Origin of the sequence: Amycolatopsis sp. cg13, from assembly GCF_041346965.1 — a bacterium.
GTDB lineage: Bacteria > Actinomycetota > Actinomycetes > Mycobacteriales > Pseudonocardiaceae > Amycolatopsis.
The window spans coordinates 4,124,265-4,147,578 of sequence record NZ_CP166848.1; the positions used below are offsets into that span (position 1 = coordinate 4,124,265).

General features: G+C 68.0%; 14 protein-coding genes, 1 tRNA gene and 2 pseudogenes. 9 read left to right on the plus strand and 8 right to left on the minus strand.

The window, feature by feature from the left end; all coding sequences use genetic code 11:
- Positions 1 to 603: 603 nt before the first annotated feature.
- Both AB5I40_RS18785 and AB5I40_RS18790 read right to left on the minus strand, forming a co-directional pair.
- Positions 604 to 2,376, minus strand: coding sequence for a dynamin family protein (locus AB5I40_RS18785; protein WP_370939823.1), 1,773 nt, complete (start codon positions 2,374 to 2,376; stop codon positions 604 to 606).
- 97 nt (positions 2,377 to 2,473) lie between these two features.
- A complete protein-coding gene (locus tag AB5I40_RS18790; protein WP_370939824.1) occupies positions 2,474 to 3,781 on the minus strand; it encodes an IniB N-terminal domain-containing protein in 1,308 nt (435 codons plus the stop codon).
- Positions 3,782 to 4,085: 304 nt separating this feature from the next.
- On the opposite strand from AB5I40_RS18790, the gene AB5I40_RS18795 reads away from it, so the two are divergent.
- Together AB5I40_RS18795 and AB5I40_RS18800 are read left to right on the plus strand one after the other, a co-directional pair.
- Positions 4,086 to 5,228: a molecular chaperone DnaK gene (locus AB5I40_RS18795; protein WP_370939826.1), complete on the plus strand. Its 1,143-nt coding sequence runs from the start codon at positions 4,086 to 4,088 to the stop codon at positions 5,226 to 5,228.
- Entirely contained in the window at positions 5,225 to 7,894 is a 2,670-nt protein-coding gene (locus tag AB5I40_RS18800; RefSeq protein WP_370939827.1) for a LuxR C-terminal-related transcriptional regulator, read from the plus strand. The genes AB5I40_RS18795 and AB5I40_RS18800 overlap by 4 nt, the downstream gene beginning before the upstream one ends.
- Before the next feature lie 13 nt (positions 7,895 to 7,907).
- Here the strand turns inward: AB5I40_RS18800 and AB5I40_RS18805 are convergent.
- The 3 genes and pseudogenes from AB5I40_RS18805 to AB5I40_RS18815 all read right to left on the minus strand — a co-directional run bounded on the left by AB5I40_RS18805 (position 7,908) and on the right by AB5I40_RS18815 (position 9,890).
- A pseudogene (locus tag AB5I40_RS18805) lies at positions 7,908 to 8,649 on the minus strand (ferredoxin reductase).
- Positions 8,622 to 9,217 (minus strand): annotated as a pseudogene (locus AB5I40_RS18810) (sulfite oxidase-like oxidoreductase); the annotation flags it as partial. The pseudogenes AB5I40_RS18805 and AB5I40_RS18810, both read right to left, overlap by 28 nt.
- Before the next feature lie 49 nt (positions 9,218 to 9,266).
- Positions 9,267 to 9,890: a pentapeptide repeat-containing protein gene (locus AB5I40_RS18815; RefSeq protein WP_370939828.1), complete on the minus strand. Its 624-nt coding sequence runs from the start codon at positions 9,888 to 9,890 to the stop codon at positions 9,267 to 9,269.
- Between the two features lie 1,123 nt (positions 9,891 to 11,013).
- Here AB5I40_RS18815 and AB5I40_RS18820 point away from each other — a divergent pair.
- Positions 11,014 to 11,433 (plus strand): DUF2993 domain-containing protein, encoded by a 420-nt coding sequence (locus tag AB5I40_RS18820; RefSeq protein ID WP_370939829.1) that lies wholly within the window; start codon positions 11,014 to 11,016, stop codon positions 11,431 to 11,433.
- Positions 11,434 to 11,733: 300 nt separating this feature from the next.
- On the opposite strand, the gene AB5I40_RS18825 is transcribed toward AB5I40_RS18820, so the two are convergent.
- From AB5I40_RS18825 to AB5I40_RS18835, 3 genes are all read right to left on the minus strand, one after another.
- On the minus strand, positions 11,734 to 13,161 hold the full coding sequence (locus AB5I40_RS18825) for an ATP-binding protein (protein ID WP_370939830.1): 1,428 nt from the start codon (positions 13,159 to 13,161) through the stop codon (positions 11,734 to 11,736).
- Positions 13,158 to 14,810: an FAD-dependent oxidoreductase gene (locus tag AB5I40_RS18830; RefSeq protein WP_370939831.1), complete on the minus strand. Its 1,653-nt coding sequence runs from the start codon at positions 14,808 to 14,810 to the stop codon at positions 13,158 to 13,160. The genes AB5I40_RS18825 and AB5I40_RS18830 overlap by 4 nt, the downstream gene beginning before the upstream one ends.
- A gap of 108 nt (positions 14,811 to 14,918) precedes the next feature.
- Positions 14,919 to 16,526 (minus strand): coagulation factor 5/8 type domain-containing protein, encoded by a 1,608-nt coding sequence (locus AB5I40_RS18835; RefSeq protein WP_370940551.1) that lies wholly within the window; start codon positions 16,524 to 16,526, stop codon positions 14,919 to 14,921.
- A 916-nt stretch (positions 16,527 to 17,442) separates the two neighbouring features.
- On the opposite strand from AB5I40_RS18835, the gene AB5I40_RS18840 reads away from it, so the two are divergent.
- From AB5I40_RS18840 to fabG, 6 genes are all read left to right on the plus strand, one after another.
- Positions 17,443 to 17,515: transfer RNA gene (locus tag AB5I40_RS18840), tRNA-Ala, on the plus strand.
- A gap of 1,517 nt (positions 17,516 to 19,032) precedes the next feature.
- The gene (locus tag AB5I40_RS18845) at positions 19,033 to 19,785 is read left to right on the plus strand and encodes a BTAD domain-containing putative transcriptional regulator (protein WP_370939832.1); all 753 of its coding nucleotides are present in this window, start codon (positions 19,033 to 19,035) and stop codon (positions 19,783 to 19,785) included.
- Positions 19,786 to 19,958: 173 nt separating this feature from the next.
- Positions 19,959 to 20,210 (plus strand): acyl carrier protein, encoded by a 252-nt coding sequence (locus AB5I40_RS18850; protein WP_037812007.1) that lies wholly within the window; start codon positions 19,959 to 19,961, stop codon positions 20,208 to 20,210.
- Positions 20,211 to 20,215: 5 nt separating this feature from the next.
- Entirely contained in the window at positions 20,216 to 21,463 is a 1,248-nt protein-coding gene (locus tag AB5I40_RS18855; protein WP_370939833.1) for a beta-ketoacyl synthase, read from the plus strand.
- The gene (locus AB5I40_RS18860; protein ID WP_370939834.1) at positions 21,460 to 22,536 is read left to right on the plus strand and encodes a beta-ketoacyl synthase N-terminal-like domain-containing protein; all 1,077 of its coding nucleotides are present in this window, start codon (positions 21,460 to 21,462) and stop codon (positions 22,534 to 22,536) included. Before AB5I40_RS18855 ends, AB5I40_RS18860 begins: the two co-directional genes overlap by 4 nt.
- A complete protein-coding gene (gene fabG / locus AB5I40_RS18865; protein ID WP_370939835.1) occupies positions 22,533 to 23,267 on the plus strand; it encodes a 3-oxoacyl-ACP reductase FabG in 735 nt (244 codons plus the stop codon). Before AB5I40_RS18860 ends, fabG begins: the two co-directional genes overlap by 4 nt.
- Positions 23,268 to 23,314 lie beyond the last annotated feature (47 nt).

Sequence of the window (23,314 nt, forward strand, 5' to 3'; positions counted from 1 at the left end):
CTTCGTCGCAACTCGCCAAACCGCCTTCACCGCAGCGAAACGCCTCACCACATCAAGAACCAACTGACTCCCACGATGCGGAACCCCTCGGCAACCACCGGCCCAGATGCCGCGCCTCATCCAGCCAGCACCGAACCCCGCCGAAGGAGCAGCTCACTCAATCCAGGACAAAGCCGCCAGCACGACCAAACACCGCATCCAGCCATCCCCACCGAAGTCACGCAGACAGTTCCTCGGGGCCTGGTCGGCGCGCGAGCCCCAGCCTGCAGAGCCGCCGACCACAGGCCGCGCCCAACTCTCTCCCCGAAGTCGCGCAGCCAACTCCTTCGACAGCTGGTTGGCAAGCATGCCGCTCGCCCTACTGAACACGCCGCACCTAGCCATCCCAGCCCGAGGTCACGCGGCTAACTCCGCGAACACCTGACCAGCCAGCATTCCCGCTCAGCAGCCCACAAAGCCGCCAGCGCTACCGGAGCACACCGCGCTCAGTCGAGGTCAAGCGAACAACCCTTCGGATGCCCCACTGGACAGCATCCTCAAGCCCCGCCCGCAAAACGCCCATCCACTTCCGAACACGCCGCACACAGTCGGGCGGAGCCGAGGTCACGCAGGCAACTCCTTAGGTGTCCGATTCGCCAGCATCCCCAACTCCCCGGCCCGCTTGTGCAACCCGGCGAGCCGGTCGATCTCCCGCCGCAGCGACGCGCTGCGCCGCTCCCGCTCGGCCGACCCGGCGATGATCATCTCGCGTTCCCGCGTCAGCTCGTCGGCAAGACCGTCCGCAAGCTCAGTGAAGTGGTCCCGCAACCGGCGCTGCACATGGCGGATCGCGTCGCGGCACTCCTTGCTGAACCGCAGGAACACGTCGTCAACATGCCGTTGCGCGGTCATCTTCGCTACTGCCTGCCGACGTTGCAGCCGCATGCCGCCCTCGTCGCTGATCGTCTTCGCCGCGAACGCGACGCCCGCGCCGATCGACACCGGGTTGATCAGCGGCAATCCCGCCAACCCGGTCACCAGGCCGAACATCAGTACGCCACCGTACGAACCGCGCAACCCAGTGAACGCCTTCTGCCCGATCTTGAACCGCTCGATCCGCGGCTGCCGAACCTCGGCGATCTGGTCCACCCCGGAGTCGATCAAGGCCAGTTCCGGCAGGTCGTACTGCGCGCCGAAGCTCACCGCCACCGCCTGCGCGATCCACTCCGCGCGTTCGGCCGCGAACGTGTAGGTCGTCTCGACCGCTTCCGCCAGCGTGCTGTCCAGCCACGGCCCGAACTCGTCCCACACCTTCACCGGGTCCCCGCGGTCGAAAGTCTCGTCGATCGTCTCGACGATCTTCCGGGTGCGTTCACGCAGGTCGTACTCAGCGTCGGACTGCAGGTCGGCGATTTCGTCCGACAGCAGGTTCTGCCAGCGGCTGTTGCGCCGACGCAGCTCGTCGGCGCGACGTTGGGAGCGTTGCAGCAACGTCGTCTGGTCGACACCTGCTTCCTGCCCCGCTGCTTCGGCCCGCGCGCGCAATGTCTCGACCAGCTCTGCTGCCGCCGCACGCACGCTCACTGCGGCAAGCAAGGCGGCCGTGCTCTCCGCCGGCCGCGACACCTGTGTCGCGATCCAGGAAAGCAACTCCGGGAATCCGGACCGCGCGTTGAGGTCTTGATCGCCGCCCTTCGCCGCAGCGAAACGAACCGTCGCGGACACCGGCAGTACCGGCGAGTCGATCCCTGCCGACGACAACGCGGTCCGGTTCTGTTCGGCGACCGTGCGCCATCCGGCGCTGACATCGATCTTGGTCAGCGCGACGACCACGTGCGGACACCACGTCCGGACGTGATGCGCCAACGCCAGCTCGGCCTGATCCAGCGGAGCGGCGGCGTCGGAAACAAGAATGACCGCGTCGGCGTCCGCGAGAACGTCGAGAGCGGCAGCTGTGCGAGGCGACCTCGGGTCGCCGATCGCCGGGGTGTCGATGAGCACCAGGCCCGCGGACAGCAGATCACGCGGGACTCCGACCTCGACCCGCCGCAGCGACCCGGCCGGCCGGGCGCCGACCTCGCCGGTCAGTTTCTCGATCTCGACCGGGATGCGTTCGTCGGCGCGTCCGACGAGCGTCGCGCCGGGTTCGGCCGCGTACGCGACTTCGATCGGCACTGCGGGTGTCGCCGCGTCGCCGACCGGGCAGACCGGCGCGTTGAGCACCGCGTTGACCAGGTAGCCCTTGCCTTGTTTGGGGAAGCCGAGCACCGCGACGCGCGTGCCTCCCGGCGGCCGGTCCTGACGTCGGCGAAGGCGCTGGGCAAGATCTTCGCGGCCATGCGTCCGGCAGGCGTCCGAGGTCTCGGCGAGCACTTCGAGCCAAGCTGGAGCCGTCACGGCGAACCAGTGTCCCCTGTGTACGGGGAGTATCCGAACCGGGTGGTGGCTCCGCGGTCGCACCCAGACCGCGGAGCCACTCCCGAATTACCCTTGCTCAGAGGGAAATGTGCAGCTCACCGCCGCCGTGCGAGGTCTCCGCACCGGCGTGCAGGTCAAGGCCGAGGCCCTGGTGCCCGAGGTCGGAAACCGTCGAGACGGTGTCGTGCACCATGCCGACGCCAGCGTCGGTCCCGGTGTGCGTCTCGGTCGCGGCGTCGGAACGCTCGGCGTCGCCGTGCGACATGAGCGAGTGCGCCTGCTGGGTCACGCCGTTGACAGCGTGGTTCAGGCCATTGGCGCTGAGCGTGTTGCTCAGGCTGCCGACGTTGTCGGTGACAGTCCCGACAGCGTCGCTGACGTGCCCGGCGATCCCGCCGCCAGCCTCGGTCGCGTGATCGGCGACCTGCGCACCGGAGTTCGCGACCGGCAGGTCGCTGACGTTGACCGGCGAAGCCGCGGCGAGCTCGCCGCCGACGTGCTGCACCTGCGAGACGGCGCCGTCAGCCGCAGCGGCCGCCTGTCCGCTCGCCTGCGCGACGGCGCTGGAGTCCAGCCCGTTGGCCAGGTCGTTGCCCAGGGCGAGTGCACTGGTCGGGTTCTGCACCAGCGCGGTGACCGACGCGGCAGCGTTCTGCACGTCGCCGACACCCGGCACCGCGGGCAGCGCCGGAGCAGCCGGGAGCCCCGGCACAGCCGGAACCGACGGCAGCTCGCCGGCCACCGGCAGAGCGCTGGCGACGTCGCCGACACCCGGCAGCGAGCCAACGCCCGGAAGCGAACCGGCACCCGGCAGCTCGCCGAGACCCGGCAGCTGGCCAACGCCCGGGAGCTCGCCCAGACCCGGCACCGCCGGCAGTTCGCCAAGGCCCGGCAGGTCACCAGCGGTCGGCAGCGCCGAAGCACCGGCCACGTCGCTGACGACGGGCAGGTCGCCGACGGCCGGCAGCGCACCCGCGCCCGGCAGCGCACCCGCGCCCGGCAGCTCGCCGAGACCGGGCAGCTCACCCAAGCCCGGCACCGCCGGGAGCTCGCCGAGACCCGGCAGCTGAGGCGCACCCGCGGAGGCGGCCGCGCCGCCGAGCGAAGCGGTGAGCGCCTGCAGCTGCTCGATCGCGCCCTGCGGACCGTCGCCAAGCGCAGTGGTCAGGTCGCCCGCCTGGGGCAGGTGGCCGAGAGAGGCCAGGTGGTCCACCGGTACGTAGTCGAGCACCAGCGGCGCGACCTCGTTCACGTCGGCGGCGCTGATGTCGCCCAGCCCGGCAGCGGCCAGCGCGGCCTGCGGGTCCTGGCCGAAAGCGGCGAGCGCGGACGGGTCTTGGAGCAAGGTGAGCGTGAAGTCGTGCAGAGTCTGCACCGAATCCATGGGGGGATCTCCACTTGTAGTGATTACGGGGAATGCCCGGCCCTCCCCGGCCGGGCGTGGCGCCCAAGGTAGGGACGGAGCACCCCCGCTCACATCGGGGTTTACACCCAGTCGCGCCTCGCTCAGCCGTTAGGGGGTCGATATGAGATCGTTAGGGAGTTAGGGGATCGGACACGCGGAACCCGGTTGGGTTAAATCCCACCCCACTCTTGCCCGTCTGACCCGAACGGGTGAGGATGCGTATCCGTTCAGTGAGTTACGCCCCTTGGCCGAACCCTGACTGCGACGAAGGGAGGAAGCGGCGGTGCCCTACGTGCTCGGCATCGACCTCGGCGCTGCCCGGACCCACGCCGCGCTCCGCCGCAGGCAAGGTGACCGGTGGGACGATCCCGAGCCGTTGTGGCTGGGCGAGACGTCTCCGGCGACCGCGACCGCGCTCTTCCTCGACGACGAGGGCTACCTGCTCACCGGCGATGCGGCCGCGCAAGCCGGCGCCGCCGTGCCGTCCCGGCTGATCACCGGATTCCACCGCCGTGTCGGGGACGATGTGCCGGTCTTCATCGGCAGCGAACCGTTCACGCCGGAATCCTTGACGACAGTCTTCGTCGAAGGCATCGCCGACGTCGCGGCCAGCCAGACCGGCGGGCCGCCGCGCCAGCTCGTCGTCACCCACCCCGGTGACTGGGGCGGTTACCGACGCGACCTTCTGCGCCAGTCGCTCGCGGAGTCCGGTTTCAACGCGGTCACCCTCGTTCCCAGCGCGGTCGCCGCGCTCTACGCGCACCTCCCGGAGCCCGGCGCGGGCGACCGAACGGCTGCGGTGTGCGAGTTCGGCCCGGACGGCGTCACCGTCACTTTGGCGACCGCTTCGGGAGCCAGCGGATGGATCGCCCGGACCAGCACCGAAGGCGTCGCCCCGAGTGCCGCGGTCACGACCGCGTTCGGTCTCGCGCAGGCGGCGAATGTCACCCCAGAGTCGCTGGCCGGCATCGTGTTCTGCGGCGAACCAAGCCAGGGCGTCCGCCCCGGACGTTTGCCCTGCCCGTTTTTCGCGGGCCCCCAACCTGCGGATACGGCCGCCATCGGTGCCGGGATCCTCGCCAGCCAACGGACGAGGCCTCTCGCGCGACGGGAGGCCCCTGCTCCCGAAACCACCTTGCTGCCGCGAGTCGACCGGGAACCCGAACTCCCCGAGAGACCCGAGCGGCCGCCGGTGGAAATCACTCCGTTCACGCTGCCGGAGCCCGAGGGCGCTGCCAAACTGATGCGTCGCTGGCGACCACTCGCCGCCGCGGCGGCCGTGCTGGCGGTCAGCTCCTCGATCCTGATCGCGGTCCTCACGTCACACGAAGCGACCGCGGACAAGGAACCCGCTTCTCCCCGTCCCCCTGTCCTGAGTTCGTGCGCCCACCCAGCCACAGCTCCCTCCGGTGAAGGTCACTGTTGAACGCACTGCTGGCGAAAACCGGCAACGACGCCGTCCACCCCGCAGCCCGCCGCCTCCTTGAACAACTCGCCGACACCCCCGCGGCCCCAGTCAGGCTCGTGGTCGTGGCACCGGGCGGCTACGGCAAGACTGCCTTGCTGGGTGCCCTCGACCGCAGCTACCGCGAGGCAGGTGTCGAGGCCACCGTCGTCGACGACGCCGACCAGCTCGACGACGAAGACCTGACCAGGCTCACCATGCTCGCTGCTGCCAAAGAGGGACCGCTCGTGGTGGCACATCGTCCAAACCCTCGCGCGCAAGCATTGCGGGCGCTCGGCGAAACGCTGTTGCTGCCGCCGCTGACCGTCGACGAAGTCGGCAAGCTCGCGAAACAACTCACCGGCCGCACCGCGGACGCCTCTGCCTTGCACGCCAGCACCGGCGGCGTCCCCCGCCTCGTGGAACGCGTCGTAACCGCCCGTCTCGCCGACTTCCGCGCCGAGCTGGCCGCACTCGACGACGACGTCCTCCGCTACCTCATCGCCGCCGAAGCCGGCGCGGCCCGCAACCTCGACCTGCTCTGTTCTTTGCTGGAGCGCACACCAGACGAACTGCCCGAAGTCGTCGACGGAGCCCGCGCAACCGGTCTCCTCGACGCCGAAGACATTCTCCTTCCTGCCGCCGCCGAAGCAGTACGCGCTTACGGACCGCCTGCCCGGCGTCTAGCGGTCCTGCAACAACTCGTGGAAGCACAGCTGACCCGCGGTCTGCCCGTACTCGACCTCGCGACCTCACTCCTCGACGCCGGCAGCTCCGGTGCCTCCGCAGCAACCGCGTTCGCAACGGCGGCAAGCGAAGCGCTCCCCACCGATCCAAAGCACGCCGCACGCCTCTTCGAAGCCGCAGCCGAAGCCGGCGCCCGCGACGCCGCGACTACCACTGGCTGGGCTCGCGCCGCCGCACTGTCCGGTGATCTGGACACCGCCCTCCGTCTAGGCGACGGCATGCTGTCCGGCGAAGACCCCGAAGCTCGAGCCGCCGGTGCGGAGATCGCCGCGACCGTCCTGGCCCACCGCGGCGAACTGGCTCGAACTGCGGAGCTGTACCGCTGGGCTGCGGCCACGGATAACTGGTCTCGTCAACACGCCGCCGCCACGTCGTCCAACGCTGGCGGCAACGGCTCCATCCCGGTGGGTATCGAAAACCCCGATGCCGCAGCGACGAGCCGCCAAGACGCAAACGCCGACTCAACGCGCTCTCAAGCCTCTGCGCTCCCCCACCGCACGGACACCGCCGAAGCTCCGCACGATCCCGCTTCCCCGGCACCCACCGCTCACGCTCCCAACGGGAATGCCTCTTTCCCGACAGCGCCCCAACAAAATGGCGAGAGCTATCGCTGGGTGGGCCCTGTCGCGGTCGATGCGTTCGCGACGATCGCCCTGGTCGGAACCGGCCAGACCACCGACGGCCAAGCGGTCGCCACCGTCCCGATGCCGGGTGTCGCGCCGACGTTGTTCACCGGTGCCGCAGCGCGAACAGCGAGCGGGATCGTGGAATCTGTATTCGGTTGCGGGACAGAGGCGTTGCCGACGCTCGTAGGTGCTGCGGCAATGCTCGAGCCGGCGGTTGGCGGTGCGCCGCTTCCGGACAGTCCGGCCGCGCTCGCCGCACTCGCCGGCCTGCACGCTGGTGAACTGGCGCTCGCAGAATCGGTGCTGGAACGAGCACTTGCCAGCAGCGTCGGCGGTGACCTGCTCGCCACTCGGCACCGGCTGCTGCTCGGCTGGGTCGCGATGACCGGCGGCCACCTCGCCGCCGCGACTGAACACCGGGACGCCGTCGCTGGCACCAAACTCGAAGCCCGCGACGAACTGTTCTTCGCGACGCTGGAACTCGGTCTCGCCCGGCGAGCGAGCGACTTGGTCGGACTGCAACAGTCGTGGGAGCGGGCGTATCAGGCGTCCATGCGTCAGCAAGTGGACTTGTTCACGCTGTTGCCGTTAGGCGAACTGGCAATCGCAGCCGCTCGGACCGGTGCGCACGCCAAGCTGTCCTGGCGGCTAGAGGGCGCTCACGCCATGCTGGACCGGCTCGGCAATCCTCCTTTGTGGACAGTCTCGCTGTGCTGGCACGAACTGCATGCGGCGATCACCACCGAAGACCGAGCCACTGCGGAACGGCAGCTGGCTGCGCTGAACCGCTTCGCGGACTGCGGCCGCTATCCGGCCGCGCTCGCCCGCGCCGCCGGGTGCTGGCTTGCCGTGCTCAGCGGCACGTTTGATCCGGGCGAAATCTCCGCAGCGGCCGCGGAACTTCACGAGCTGGATCTTTGCTGGGACGCTGCCCGCCTGGCCGGCCAAGCCGCGATTCGCACCTCAGACCGCAAGGCGATGGTCCAACTCCTCGAAGCAGCTCGACAGTTCCAAGGCACGACTGGACGTCTCGAATCCTCCGCCCCGACGCCAGGCACCTCGACCGGCTTGAGCGCGCTGAGCGAACGAGAACTGGAAGTCGCGCGCCTGGTGGTCGACGGGCTGACCTACAAACAAGCTGGCAGCAAACTCTTCATCTCCGGCAAGACTGTCGAACACCACATGGCCCGCATCCGCGGCAAACTCGGTGCCGCGGACCGTCGCGAACTGCTCGCGACCCTGCGCGAACTGCTCGCCAAGCCGACCGTGCATTGACTCGTGGACGGCCTCAGTCCCGGCTGGGGCCGAAACGCTCGGTCCGGATCGACTTCGGCGAATGTCCCAGCGCGAGCATGATGTCCGCGGCAGTTTCGACGAACCCGGTCGGCCCGCAAATGTACGTGGTGGCCTCGAGCTCAGCTGGCCATGCGGCGGTGCTCAACGTGGCGACGTCGATGCGCCGCGGAATGCCGGAGAGCCCTTCCGGAAGCTCTCGCGTGTAGACGTAAGTGATGTCCAGCCCCGCGTACGGACGGCGAAGTTCCTCGGCGTAGTACAGCTCCGCAGGGGTGCGCAGCGAATAGACCAGCCGGAAGAGTGCTTTGCTGCCAGCTTCGCGACGAGCCCGGATCATCGACATCAGCGGGACGATGCCCGCACCACCGGCGACGAGCAGCACCGGAGTCGAATCAGCGGCACGCCATACGAACCAGCCGCCGATCGGCCCGCGGATCTCGACCGGGTCGCCCCGCGTAAGGACCGGTGAGGTGCTCGGACACTTCGCCGTCGGCTACCCGCTGCACGGTCAGTTCGATCCGGTCTCCGTTCGCCGGTGCGGCGAGCGAGTAGCTGCGTTGCGCGGTGTAGCCGTCAGCTGCAGTGAGACGAACGTCGACGTGCTGTCCCGCGAGATGGCCTGGCCACCCGGGGATGTCGAAGACCAGCGTTCGCGCGGTCGGTGTCTCCTGCCGGATTTCCGCGAGCCGGGCGACGCGCCATGCAAGTCGCCCTGATACCGCTGTTCCCGCCATGGATCTCCGTAGTCGTGGTAGCCGGCCGCTTCCCAGAAGCCCGGATCGTCCTTTGTTGCGAGTCGCAGCTCGCGCACCCATTTCGCGGACTTCCAGAAATAGAGGTGCGGCACCAGCAGCCGGGCGGGACCGCCGTGTTCCGGAGTGAGCGGCTTGCCGCCGTATTCATAGGCGATCCACGCCTGCCCGCTGAGAAGGTCGGCGAGCGGAAGGTTTGTGGTGGAGCCGCCGTAGGAATGCGCCATGACGTAATCAGCGGCTGTGTCGAGGTCCCCGACGAGCGTGTCCACTGAGACGCCGCGCCAATGAGTGTCCAATTTGGACCATTGAGTGACGCAGTGGATGTCGACTGTGATCTTCTCGCTGGGCAGCGCCATCAGTTCCGGCCACGACCACGAGCGGCGTTCGCCGCTTTCGGTCACCACCGCGAATTCCCACCGTTCGGTGCTCACCCGAGGGGTAGGCCCGGCCGAGAGAACCGGGAAGTCCTCAGCGAGATACTGACCTGGCGGCAGTCGCGGGTTGGCACCGCGGCGCGTCCGGTGAAGCCTGGTGTGACGATTCCCATCGCACTCCCTTCCGGACATACCCGACTGCTCAGCACCTTGGGCGCGAGACTACCCGCGCACCTGCAACCCGAGCGACGTGACGAGGACCGCTGCCTGCTCCGGGGACACGATCGCGCCAGTCAGCGACGCACGGGTCAGGTCAAGCGACGACAGATCGCTCCCCCGCAGCTCAGCGCGTGTGACGTCGATGTCCTGCAGCTCCGCCCCGGACAGATCCACGTCGGTGAACACGGCACCCGAGCACTTCGCCTTGGTGAGGTCCGCTTCACGCATCCGGACACCCTGGAACGTGACTCCACGCAGGTCGGCACCGTTCAATCCGACGAAAGACCAGTCTCCGCCCGTTACGCGCAACGGCCGCAGGTCGCAGTCCTGGAATCGGCTGCCGACCAGCTTGCATCCGGTGAATTCGGCGTCGAAGAGATTGCACCCCTTGAACACGCATCCGGTGAACGCCGTGTCGGTGTGCCGCGAAGCGTTGAACTGGACGTTCCCGAACACACAGTCCAGGAAGGTGACACCGCGCGTGACGGCCTCGGTGAGATCGACCTGGTGGAACTCACAGCGCACGAACCGCCGCGCCGTGAACTCCTCCGCGTACCAGTCTTCCCGCCGGTAGACGCGGTCCTCGACCGTTTCGATGCCAGGCGGCTCCGGCTCGTGTTCGGGCATTCGCCAAGCCTAGTTCGCTCGCCTGCCGACTGGGTGCTGAACACGGCGGCAAGCGTCTCGCCGCCACCGGATTCTGGCTGGTGGTGACCAGAATTACCGGGGCCGCTGCATGCGCCGTGTCGCCTGTTGCCCGACCGGTTGCGTGATCGACCCCTTCCGCTCCGCTACGCGGCTCATGCCACAGCGAGGAGCGGTCGCTTCAGGACGGCCATACGATGGCCGGATGAGCGAAGGCCGATGGTTCGATGCCTGGGTGCCCTGGCCCGAGCTGTCGGGCCTGGCCGCCGCGGGCCGGGCACTGCTGCCCGCGGTGCCCGCGACCCCGGCCGCGCTCGCCCGAACTGTCACCGAGCAACTGGTGGGCCGTCGCCTTACGACAACGGTGCAAGGCCACGAAGTCGGCCTGACCCTCACCGAACTCGATTACCCGGCGGATTCGCTTCGCCTGGCCACCGGTCGAGTGGGAGACGTACGCATAGTCGCGGAAGACGTCGACTGGCCCGTTCCGGGCAGTTCGGCGGGCCCCGCTGAGCACGCCGCTGGCAACCTTGCCGGCATTGCCGGCTCGTCTCGATACGAAGCGGCTGCAGCAGCGTCGAACGGGCGTGGTGGAACGAAGGCCCCGACCACCTCGGGCGCATCCGGCGTGCTTGCTGAGAAGGGCACGCGACCTCCCGCTGACGAGCCGAGCAACACGGACGGCTCGCCGGACACGGCTGGTCTTGCGCCTGGCCGCATCGAGCAGCCCGGCGACGGCCGAACCGCCGCGCGCCCATCCGGTCGACCAGAGACGACGGCATCGTCGGATTCTGTTCAGGCGCAACGTGATCGCCGAATCGCGGAAGCCACACCAGGTGCCGCAACGCGGCAGTCCAGCTCGGCACCTGACGCACCAAACGCGGAACCGCACGAATCTGAGCAACCGACTTCTCGGCGGAACTCCGGGCGGCCGTCCACCAGCCGCGAAGCCGACTCGGCAAGCCAGCCAGCCGCCGACACGCCTGCACAGCCAGACGTCGACCGCATTCCGCTGCGCCGCGTAACCGTGCTCGCCAAGGACGTACGGCTTCGAGGATTGCCTTCGCCAGCGGTGATTCCAGGCTCTGTCGAACTCGAGATAGAAGTGAGCGGCGCTGTGGTGCGGGAGCGGGTTGCCGCGGCACGTCCCGATCTGATCGCGACGCCGCATCCGGAAGGGTTCCGGGTGCGCTGGCGAAAGCATCCGCATTGGGGGCATTTGACCCTCGTCGCAGGCATCGAAGACGAAGCAATAGTGCTGACCCCGACCGCGCTCCGCCTCGGGCGGTGGGCGAGGCGTCCGCCGAAGCGGATCCGGCCGATCGTGCTCCCGCTCCCGGATCTGCCGAAAGGGTTGCGGCTGACCGGAATCCGTCCGGACGAAGACGAGCTCGCGCTGACGATCGCAGCCGACGAATGGCCCGGAAGGCTCGCCCGGATTCCGTTGCCGGACATGCTGACCTGGCTGACGACAGCGGCAATGACACTGACACTTCCCGGATTCGGATCACGGTCCCTCCCCTGAACCGGCAGCGGCGCCCACCGAGCCCCCTGTGGGCCCGAGCAATGGACGCGGCACTGCCGTGATCCAGAGTGCTCGAACATCCGTTCGGAATCATCACTCGATCGGGGATAGATCGAAAACCGTTGGCGCACAAGGGAAACGCGAAATCAGCCCGAAATCCTGTCGGTGCGGTCGGCTAACCTCGGAATCGAGCCGTCAATTCGCTCCGAGGGGATGCCACCGATGACAGTCACCGCAGAACTGCTCCGAAGAAGCCGAAGACCCCGGTCCCATGCCGGGCCTCCGCAGGCGAGCGCGCGTTCAGAGCGACGCTTGTTCCTCCACCGGAAGGCAGACCTCGAACCGGGTGTCGCCCGGTTCCGACGTCACCTTGATGTCGCCCGAATGCCGTTCCACGACGATCCGCCACGAGATGTCCAGCCCGAGACCAGTTCCTTCGCCCACGCCCTTGGTGGTGAAGAACGGCTCGAAGATGCGCTGGCGCACCTCTTCCGGGATTCCCGGCCCGGTGTCGCCGATTTCGACGCGCACCTGTTTCCCGACCTGCCAGGTGCGCAGGGTCAGCGTTCCCTCGCCGCCCATGGCGCCCACGGCGTTGTCGATGATGTTGGTCCACACCTGGTTCAGTTCGGCCGCGTAGGCGGGAATCCGGTCGATCGAGCAGTCGTATTCCTTGACCACGCGGATGCCTTCGCCGAGCTTGCCCGACATCATCACCAGTGTGGAGTTGAGTCCTTCGTGGACGTCGATGAACTGGTGCGGCGCGCGATCCATCTGCGAGTACTGCTTCGCCGCGCCCACGAGCGTGGAGACCCGGCTGGTCGAGTCTTCGATCTCGCCCATCAGCATCTCGGTTTCGAGCGCGTACGCGAGCCAGCGGATCGCGCCGTCGAGGAGCCCTTCGCCCACCGATTCGAGAACGTGGTCGAGGTTCTTCGGCGTGAGCCCGGCCGCGACGAAGATGCTCGCGAGGTCCCAGCCCTGGTCGATGCCGTGGTCGTCGAACCAGTCGCCGATCTCGTCCTCGCGGTCGGCCTGCTGCATCGCGGTGAGCTTGGGGGCGTCGCCGACCTGCTTCACCAAGCGTTCCTGCACGTCGAGCAGCAGCTCGAGCAGATCCGGATCGATGTCTTTCTTCGCCAGGATCGCCAGTTTGTGCCGCATGCCGGCGACCCGCTCCCGCAGCGCGGCGGTCGCCCGTACCGCGGCCGCGGCGGGGTTGTTGAGTTCGTGCATCAGCCCTGCGGACAGCTCGCCGAGGGCGACGAGCCTGCGCCGCGACGACACCAGCGCGTCGGTGTTGCGCCAGCCGAGGTACATCCCCTCCAGCAGATGCGCTGCCATCGGGAACCATTGCCGGAATTCGACGGCGAACTCGGCGGCGGGAAGCGTGAGGAAGGTCAGGTCGCTGACCGCGTAGATCGTCGCACCATAGGTGGCTTCGCTGTCCTGGTAAGCCAGGAATTGCGTTGCGCCGCAATAGGAACCGCGCTGGTCGGACCGCTTCATCTCGACCTCGGCTCCGGCCACCACGCGGGTCATCCGCAGCGCGCCGTTGAGCAGGACGTAGAAGCAAGTGGCCGGATCGCCCTCGCGGATCACCACGGAGTCAGCCTTGAACTCCTCGCGCACCGCGTTCTGCTCGATCCAATCGAGCTGTGCGTCCGAGAGATGTTCGAACAAGAACAGGCCGCGCAGTTCCTCGCGCGGCAAGGCGGGCTGAGTCACTGTTCCTCCAAGTAACGGTGGACCAGGGTCACGGCCATGGCGCCCTCGCCGACGGCGGACGCCACGCGTTTCACCGACTGCGAGCGCACGTCTCCGGCCACGAACACGCCGGGCACTGACGACTCCAGGTAATGCGGATCGCGGTCCAGCGTCCATCCCGGCGGCCTGCGTCCGTCTTCCACGAGGTCTGGGCCGGTCCGGACGAATCCGTGGGCGTCCCGGAGGACGCCCTTCCCCAGCCACTCCGTGCGCGGAGCGGCTCCGATGAAGATGAAGAGGTGTTCCGTGTCCAGTTTCTCGGTCACGCCGTCTTTGCAGACCGTGATGGACTCGAGGTGATCGTCCCCGTGAGCTTTGAGCACCGTGGTGTGCGTGCGGACGTGGACGTTCTCAATGGCGGCGATCTGCTCGATCAGGTAGTGCGACATCGAAGACTCCAGCGACGCGCCGCGCACCAGCAGCGTCACGTCGGTGGCGTGCTGAGCGAAGAACACCGCGGCCTGTCCCGCGGAGTTCGCGCCGCCGACGATGTACACGTGGTCGTTCGAGCACTCAGGCGCTTCCGTCGCCGCGGAGCCGTAGTAGACGCCCCGGCCGGTCAGCTCCTCGATTCCCTCGGCTTCCAGCGCGCGGTAATTGACGCCGCTGGAAAGGATCACGGAGTGCGCGGCGATCTCGGATCCGTCGCCGAAAGTCACGACGCGGCTCGACCCGCGCGCTTCCAGGCCAACGACGTCGCGTGCGGTGAGCACTTCGGCGCCAAACTTCTGCGCCTGGCGGCGGGCTCGGTCCGTGAGCTGCGCGCCGGACACTCCGTCCGGGAAGCCCAGGTAGTTCTCGATCCGGGAACTGGTTCCGGCCTGGCCGCCGGTGGCCTTGCGCTCGACGAGCACGGTGCGCAGCCCCTCGGAGGCTCCGTACACCGCGGCACCGAGTCCGGCCGGGCCGCCGCCGATCACCACCAGGTCGTAAAAATCTTGCGCGGGCTGGGTAGAAAGGCCCACCGCATCGGCGATCTCGCTGCCCGACGGCTGTTTCAGCACCGTGCCGTCCGGCGTCACGACGACCGGGATGTCGGTCTCGCACGCGCCAGCGGCTTGGAGAAGACGGCCGGCCTCTTCGTCGTCGACCGAGTACCACCGGTACGGCACGGCGTTGCGAGCGAGGAAATCGCGCATCCGGAACGACGGCGCCGAGTACCGGTGCCCGATCAGCTTGGTCTCCTCCACCGGACGATCGCCGACGGCGAGCCAGGTCTCGACGAGAGAGTCGATCACCGGGTACAGCTTCTCCTCGGGCGGGTCCCAGGGCTTGAGCAGGTAGTGGTCGACGTCGACCACGTTGATCGCCTGGATCGCGGCGTCGGTGTCGGCGTAGGCCGTCAGGAGCGCGCGCCGGGCGTTGGGGAAGAGGTCCATCGCCTTCTCCAGGAAGACGATGCCGTCCATGTGCGGCATGCGGTAGTCGGCGAGGATCGCCGCGACGGCGTCGCCGCGCAGCTTGATCTCGCGAAGCGCGTCGAGGGCGTCGGCACCCGAGTCGGCGCGGATGACGCGGTAGTCCTTGCCGTAGCGGCGACGCAGGTCGCGCGCCACCGACCGCGAAACGGCGGGGTCGTCGTCGACGGTCATCAGGATCGGCTGGCTCACACGGCACAGCCTACGGTGTCCCGGCGGCCCTCGTGGCAAGCAACAGAACCAGGGACCGGCGCCCGCCACGGCCGCCACCGCGGCGGGCACCGGTTGTCCAGGTGGTGGCTACGGATAGCGCACCAAGTTCGCCGGTTTCGTGCCCGCCGGGGTGGTCGCGCCGACGTCGTTGATCACGTGGGTGATCGTTCCCTGGTGGTTGAGCGAAACCGTCACCATGTCGTGGAACCGCACGTCCGGGGCGGCTGGGGCGGCGAAGGCGTGCGAGCAGGCTACGGACGGGTTCGTGCTGAAGAAGCAGTAGCTGCCCAGGCCCCAGGCCTCGTGGCTGGTCACGTCCAGGGCGACTTGGTAGGCGGGGTAGCCCTCCGCCTCGCCGTTCATCCAGCCGGCCTGGTCGGGGACGTCGTAAGGCATCTCGTTCTGGAAGAAGTAGGTGCGTCCGCCGTTTCCGTTCCAGGTCACCTGAGTCTTCTGGAAGTGCTCGACGAACAACCCGTAGACGGTCACGTCGTTCCCGTTCACGACCAGGCCGGTGTCGGCAGTGTTGGAACTCCAGCCGACGTGGCTGTCGTCAGCTCCGTGGTCGGCTCGCCAGAGCCACAGGTGGTCGCCGATCACACCGTTGCTGTTGATGACGAGGCTGGTGCGCGCTTTTCCGGCGGCGGCACCGCCGACGCGGAAGAACACGTCGTGCAGCGAGGTCGGGTTCGCCGAATGGTCTGCGTCCGCCCCGGGGTCGCCGACCTCCATGAGCATGGCCGACGAGGTGGTCCCGGCGTCGATCAGCAGGCCGGCGATCTTCACCCCGTCTACGTCGTCGACCTTGATGGCGGTGATCCCGCCGTCCGGTACCAAGGTCGCGATGCCGAGGCCGAGAACGACGGTGTCCGGGTGAGTCACGTGCAGCGGCTGATCAAGGTGGTAGACGCCTGGGGTGATCAGCAGGTTCTTGCCCGCCGTCAGGGCCGCGTTCATCTCGGCCGCAGTCGCGCCGGGCTTCACGATGAAGAACTGCTCGATCGGCAGCGAAACGCCTGGTGCGCTGTCGCGTTCCCAGGTGACCCCGGAGGTGCAGGTCCGCAGTGCGGGCACGAACACTCGGTAGTGCCCGGACTCGTCGACCTGAAGGCACGGCTTTTCACGCACGATCGGGGTCTGGTCGACCGTTGTGTACGGCGGGTTCGGGAAGGTGCCAGCGGGTGCGCCGTCCACTCCGACGAACACCATGTTCCAGGTGGACCCGCTCCAGCTGGCGAACTGCGAATCGCGCGAGATCCATTGCTGTTGCGACCCGGAACGAACCTGGCCGTCGATCTTCGTGTCCGAGATCCAGCCGCCGCTCGACCAGCCGCCGCCGTGGTCGAGGCGGAGGTCGCCGCGGACGTGCATCCGCCGGTACGGGCTCGCCTGCGAGACGGCCCACTGATCCGCGCCCCCGACGGGGTTCACTGACAGGTTTTCCGCGCCGCGCCAGAAGTTCTGGGTCGCGTTGTTCGGGGGAAACCAGTCCGCCTCGACGTGCACCGCACCGTCGATCGTCACAGCGTCGGGCGTGCTGCCCAGTCCGAGGATTTGGGTGTAGAAGCCGACGTTCACGTCGTTGGAGTACGTGCCCGGCTTGAACAGCACCGCGTAGCGCTGACAACCGAACTGGTTCTTCTCCTGCTCCGCGAAGATCTCGTCCAGCTTGCACTGGATGCTCGCGCTCGGCATCGACGGATCGAAAACGACGACGTTCGGCCCCAGGTCCACTTGTCCCGGCGGCGGAGAAGTAGTGCCACCCACGGAGATCAGTGTGAACGACCGGTTGACGGCGTCACGACGGCCGGGCTGCTGCGGCTTCGCGCGTTCGGCGGCCGGCCCGGCCGGGCGCGATTCGCTGTCTCGGCCGGAGTCAAGATCGACAACAGTCGCGGCCGGATGCGCTGGCCATCGCGGGTCGACCTCGGGGAACGGCACATGCGCCGGGACAGCGGTGCGGCACGTTCCCGGAGCGCTCTGGTCCGCTGACAGCGGAAGCTGAGAGCGCCGGGTGGCCGTCTCCGCATCGCCCTCACGGGTGAAGTGAAAGTGCCAATCGTGCGCGTTTGTTCCGGTGCCGATGTACGAGCGGACCAGCGGGACAGGCCTGGGCTGAGACTGAGCGACGGCTCGCTGAGTGTTCGCCGCGATGGCTTGGCCGGGCCACGCTCCAGCGGCCGCCGCGAGGGATTGAGGGGGCAGCGCGCCGCTGTTACGCCCGGGGAGGTCGCCGGCCGGGTTCGGAGACGTCGGCACCGGGGCAGCCACTCTCCGTGATTCGGGACCCATCGCCACCTCCTTGCCGAGACGGGCCATCGGGCGACCCCTGCCGGGATGCGGTCCGCCGCATGGCAGGCGTCGGCTCGCCAGCGCGACTGCGGAGGAATGTAATCGCGGGCACACCTGCGCTCAACGCAAACCTGAAGAAAAGTCAGGAAGGGCAGTCGACCTGCACTAATGCGCCCGACGCAGGAGAGGGAGGCGCGGGCTTGACCAGCTTGGCGCAGCTTTCGAGCGCGCCTCCGACAGGTAACCGACCCCCTGCCGAAGGCCTCGGAGGCGGGGTGTACTGTATGTCCATACGAGATGCGGAGTTCACCTCTGCTTCGGGGCTATGGCGCAGCTGGTAGCGCACCTCACTGGCAGTGAGGGGGTCAGGGGTTCGAGTCCCCTTAGCTCCACAAGTTGGACAGAAACCCTTCGATCGCACCTTTGTGGTGATCGGAGGGTTTTTTCGTGTTTGCGGCATGATCCGGGCCGATCGCCCTGGCGGGTGTTGCCGGTCTGCGCTCTGCGTTCGGAGGCCCAGTTGCAGCTGGATGGCGTTGGGCGCTGATGTGGTTCTCGCGTCGATGTCTAGCGCGGTGAACTCGTCAGGCGGTGTTGCTCCGAAGTGGACGGATGGGCGGCTGTCGTTGCCTCCTGCAATCAGCAGCTGACCGGAGCGGGTGGGCGAGGAAGAGTCTCGTCAAAGGGCTGTGGGAGTTTGTCGCGTCCGGGCTGAGAATGGCTATGACACCTGCGAGAGGCGTCGGGCCGTTGTCACAGCAGGAGTGTCGGGCAGGCGGGGCTACGGGGTACTCGCGTCCACAGGCCGGAGGGGATCCGCCTTGGGCTGTGTGGCGGCGCGGACGACAGGGGCCTGTTGGCCGGATTACGGGCTCAGGCCCAGCGGGCTGTTGCGGGAGTGCGGGGCGGAGAACGCATTCTTGGGTTCGCCGCTTCGGGTCGTTCCGGCGTCCAGTTCAAGGAGCAGTCCGGCGATCCGCGGTGCTCCGCCAGAGGTTGGGCGAGGTGTCCCGCAGCGCCTGCCTGGCTCGTGAAGCCGGCTGTGGCTCCAGGTCCGGTCGGCGATGTCCGCGGTGGGTTCGATGCGTCGGCGGGCTTCGTCGCCGACCGTCAGGCTGCGTCTTGCGCGAGCCTGGCTTCGGGATCGTCTCCCGCGTGTGGCGGTGGCCGGGTTCGAATGGATCCGGGCGAATGGTGGCTGCCGCCTCCGGCACCCAGACCCCCTTCGGTCCCGCTCGGCCTCCCGGGTTCTGTGGCTCGGCGATGCGGGCGCTTCGGAGGTTGTCGGGAGCAGGAATCAGCCGCACCGCAGCTACTGGCTGTTCCGGCCACAGGTACGGAAGTTCGCGAAATTCCGTTGTTACGACTCGACTGGCCGAAGCCAGGAGATTGCACTCGCGCAATAGCGTGATTCTGTCCCAGCAGTCGAGAGGCGGGGCAGTCCGTTCACGATGTCGAATGCCGCGGACAACTCTGGGGAACAACAGAAACACCCTGCGTCGCCGGGACGCTAATAAATAACCATTCGTCCGAATCGGCGACTACGGGCAGAAATGTTGCCCGTAACTGCAAATAGAAGCCGTCCTGGATCGGAATAAGCGGCAACGCCCCGGCGGCGTTAATTGATTCAACACCGTACCGGCGAGTACGACAAGGTATTCGCCGAAGAAGAGGGCCTTGGGGGAGGTAACACCACTGTCCTGACTGGTGCCAGCACCACCATCGGGAGGTCGGGGGCGCTAAATCGGGAGGGTCCTTCCTATTCGGCGCCCGAAACTGTCGAGCATGACGCCAACTCATTACCCCAATCGGAGGTAGACCGTCTTTTCAAGTTCTGACATGCTCGGCTCGGCCGACAGCTCGGTGCGTGGGGTCACTTGAGACGGGCTATTTTTCCTCAGGGGTAGATATGGAAATTGAGCTATTGGGATCGGTGACGCTCCGGCAAGCCGGCCGGAGGCACGGAGTCGCGTCGCGAAAGGTGCGGACCGTGCTCGCGTTGCTGGCCTTGTCGCCGGGGGTGCCGTTGTCCCTGGACACGCTCGCGGACGAACTGTGGGCCGACAAACCGGTCTCCAACGTGCGCAACGCGTTGCAGGCCAACATCGCCCGGTTGCGGAAGCTCGTCTTCAACGTGACCGGCGAGCGCGAGGTGGTCCGCACGGTCAGCAGCGGTTATCTGATGACCGTGCCCGCCGAGGCGGTCGACGCGCATCGGTTCTCCGCTCTGGCGCAGCGCGGCGCGAGCTTGCTCGGGCAGGATCCGCGCGCTGCCATCACCGTGTTCGAGCAGGCGTTGCGGCTTTGGCGCGGGCCGGCGTTGCTCGACGTGGCCGATTGCACTCGCTGCCGGATGGCCGCTGAACAACTGAACGAGCATCGGCTGACCGTGCAGGAAGACCTGATCTCCGCGCGGTTGCAGGTCGGCGAGCATCATGGGCTTTCCCATGACCTGAAACAGCTCGTCGCCGAGAACCCGGCCCGCGAGCGGCTCAGCGAGTACTTGATGATCTCCCTTTATCGCGACGGCAGGCAGGGCGAGGCGGTGTCCGTCTTCCACAGCACGCGGCAGTGGCTGAGCGCCGAACTCGGCCTGGAGCCGGGGCCGGGGCTGCGGCGGTTGTACCAGTCCATTCTGATGCAGGACCGGCTTCTCGACTGAGCCGTCGTTCACGAGCGTCAGCATGGCAGCACCCGATGACCGGCTGCTGACAGCGCGCCGACGGGCCGGGCGCGTCAGGGGTCTGTCAGAACGAGGTCAGAAGGGTGTCACCGCTCGCCGCTAGTTTCGGGCCGAATCCCCAGAACCGGTCCCTGACTATCGGGAGTGCCCCCATGACGACAGCCGTCTCCGAACGCATGCAGCAGATCCGCGAGATCGTCTGCACGCACCTCGAACTCGACGACGCCGAGCTCACCGAAACCAGCGACTTCGCCGACGACCACGAGGCGGATTCGCTGTCGCTGATGGACGTGCTGGCCGCGCTGGAGAAGAAGTTCGGCGTCACGATCGACCAGGCCCAGTTCGCCAGGATGACCAACCTGCGCGCGGTGTACGAGGTCGTGTCGGAATCCGCGAGCTGGTAGAGACCATGTCGACGAGCATCGGACGCCGGGTCGTCATCACCGGATGCGGTGTCGTGTCCAGCATCGGCATCGGGGTCCGGGAGTTCACCTCCGCACTGCGCGCCGGGCGCAGCGACGTCCGGCCGATCTCGGTGTTCGACACCACCGGGTTCGCCCACGACAACGGCTGCGAGGTCACCGACTTCGAGCCCGCGCGGTGGATCCGCACGCTCGACCCCGGCGATCTCGGCCGGGCGAGCCGGTTCTCCACCGCTGCCGCGCGCCTCGCCGTCGAGGATTCGGGGCTGCCGCTGGAAACCCTGCGCGCCGCGCGCACGCTCGTTTCGGTGGGCAGCACCGACGGCGAGGCGCACGAACTCGACGGCCTGGTGGCGCAGGAACTCTCCGCCGGGCTGGCCGGTCTCGACCCGCGACTCGTGCGGCGCACCTCCGCGGGCCGGCTGGCCACGTCGATCGCGCGCGAGCTGGAACTGACCGACGTCGAGACCGGGACCATCGCGACGGCGTGTTCAGCGGGCAACTACGCCATCGGCAACTCGCTCGACGCGATCCGGTGCGGGGACGCCGAGTTCGCCCTCTGCGGCGGCGCGGACGCGCTGTGCCGCAAGACGTTCACCTCGTTCTACCGGCTGCGCAGCATCGCCCCGGACTGCTGCCGTCCCTTCGACCGCAACCGGATGGGCATCCTCACCGGCGAGGGCGCGGGCATTCTCCTGCTGGAAAGCCTGGACTCCGCGCTCGCCCGCGGTGCCCGGATCTACGCGGAAGTGCTGGGGTACGGGATGTCCTGCGACGCGCACCATCCCGTCGCGCCGCATCAGGCCGGGATCGCCCGCTGCATGGAACTGGCGCTGGCCGACGCCGGGGTCAAGCCCGGCGAGATCGATCTGATCTCCGCGCACGGCACCGGGACCAAAGCCAACGACATGACCGAATCCGCGGCGATCCGCGATCTGTTCGGACCGAAGCCGCCGCGGACCGTGTCGATGAAATCCATGCTGGGGCACTCGATGGGCGCGGCGAGCGCGCTGGCCGCGATCGGCTGTTCGATCGCGCTCACCGAGCAGTTCATCCCGCCGACCATCAACCACCGCGACACCGACCCGGACTGTCCGGTGGACTGCGTGCCCAACGAATCCGTCGACGCCGACCTCGACATCGTGCAGAACAACGGCTGGGCCTTCGGCGGCAACAACGCCGTGGTCCTGCTCGGCCGGTACGAGCGGCAGCCCCGAAAGGAGACCGCGCGGTGACCGCACCAGCCCGGCACCGTCCGGTCATCTCGGCTTGGACGGCCATTTCCCCCTTCGGCTACGGCCGGGAAGCGTTCGCCGACGGCGTTCGCTCCCGGCGCGAACCCGTCGCCGAATCCGGCGGGCCTGGCGAGGCGGCTGTCGTGCCCAGCTTCGACGTGCGCGAGATGTTCGGCCGCAAGAAGACCCGGGCGATGAACCGGGTCAGCGGGCTCACCGTGGCGGCAGCGCAACAGCTGCTCGCCGACATGGAGCTGGCTCCGGACGGCGACCGCGAGCACATCGGGTTCGTGCTCGGCACCACGACCGGCAGTGCGCAGAGCATGATGGACCTGACGCGCGCGTCGATCACCGGCGAGCAGCCTGACCACGTCGAGCCCGCCGCCGTTCCCGGCACGGTGATGAACTGCGCGGCTGGGCAGGCCGCGATCTGGCACGGGCTCAAGGGACCCAACGCGACGATCGCCGCCGGTCGCACCACTGGGTTACAGGCGTTGAACTACGCCCGCCGGTTGCTGATGACCGAGCGTGCGGCGCAGGTGCTGTGCGGTGCGGCCGAGGAGCATTCCGATGCGCGGTCCTGGCTTGAACACCATCGGCGCGGCGGAGCGGCGACGCTCGGCGAAGGCTGCGCGATGTTCCTGCTGGAACCTGCGGATTCGGCGGATCCGCGCAGTGTGTTGGCGACGCTCACCGGCATCGACTCGCGGATCTGCCTCGACGGGGATCTCGCCGGAACGTTGCACGCCACCGTGTCCTCGCTGCTGAAACGGTCTGGCGTTGCGGCGGAACGGGTGTGGGCGGCGGTCGGCAGCGGCTTCCCCATTGGGTCGGACCGGCCGGAGGACACGACGCTGCGACAGCTCTTCGGCGACGCAGTGACGGACCGCGTGCCGCCGGTGGATCTCATCGGTGACACCTCGGCGGCGACCGCGCTCTTCGGTTTGGCGTCGGTGCTCAGCATTGCTGACGGTGCTGACCACGGCGAGCAGGACCACATCGTCGTCACCGCCTGCGATGACGACGGTTCGGTGGCTTGCGCGCTGCTGCAGCTCGGCGGTGAACCGCGATGAGCCGGACCGCACTCGTGACTGGCGGCTCTCGCGGGATCGGCCGGGCAGTCGTGCTCCGCCTCGCACAGGACGGGTTCGACGTCGCCTTCTGCTATCACAGCAACCAAACTGCGGCGGACGTTCTCGTCAAGGAGGTCCGTGATCTGGGCGTCCGGGTGCAAGCCAGCCAGGTCGACGTGGCCGATGGCGAAGCAGTGACAGCGTGGGTGGAGCGTACGGCGGACGAGTTCGGTGCGCCGTACGCACTGGTCACGTCGGCGGGGATCACCCGCGACGGTTCGCTCGCGCTGATGTCCGAGCCGGACTGGTCGAGTGTCCTGCGCACCAACCTTGACGGCGTCTTCCACGCTTGCCGTCCCGCGGTGTTCCGGATGATCAAACGTCGCGCCGGAAGCGTGGTGACGCTGTCCTCGGTGTCCGGCGTGCACGGCAATCCCACGCAGACCAACTACTCCGCGGCCAAGAGCGGCGTTCTCGGTTTCACGAAGGCGCTGGCCAAGGAGGTCGGCCGGTACGGGGTGCGCGTCAACTCCGTCGCGCCGGGGCTGATCGAGACCGACATGCTCGGCAAGCTGAGCGAAGCGACCCGCGAGAAGATGCTCCGGGCCGTTCCGCTGCGCCGGTTCGGCAGGCCGGAAGAGGTCGCGGACCTGGTGTCTTTCCTGGTTTCCGAACGCGCCTCCTACATCACCGGCAGCGTTTTCGAGGTCGACGGCGGCTTCGTCGTCTAACTGGACCTCCCCAGCGGCAGCGCAGGCAGCGCGTGCCGCGTCCTATC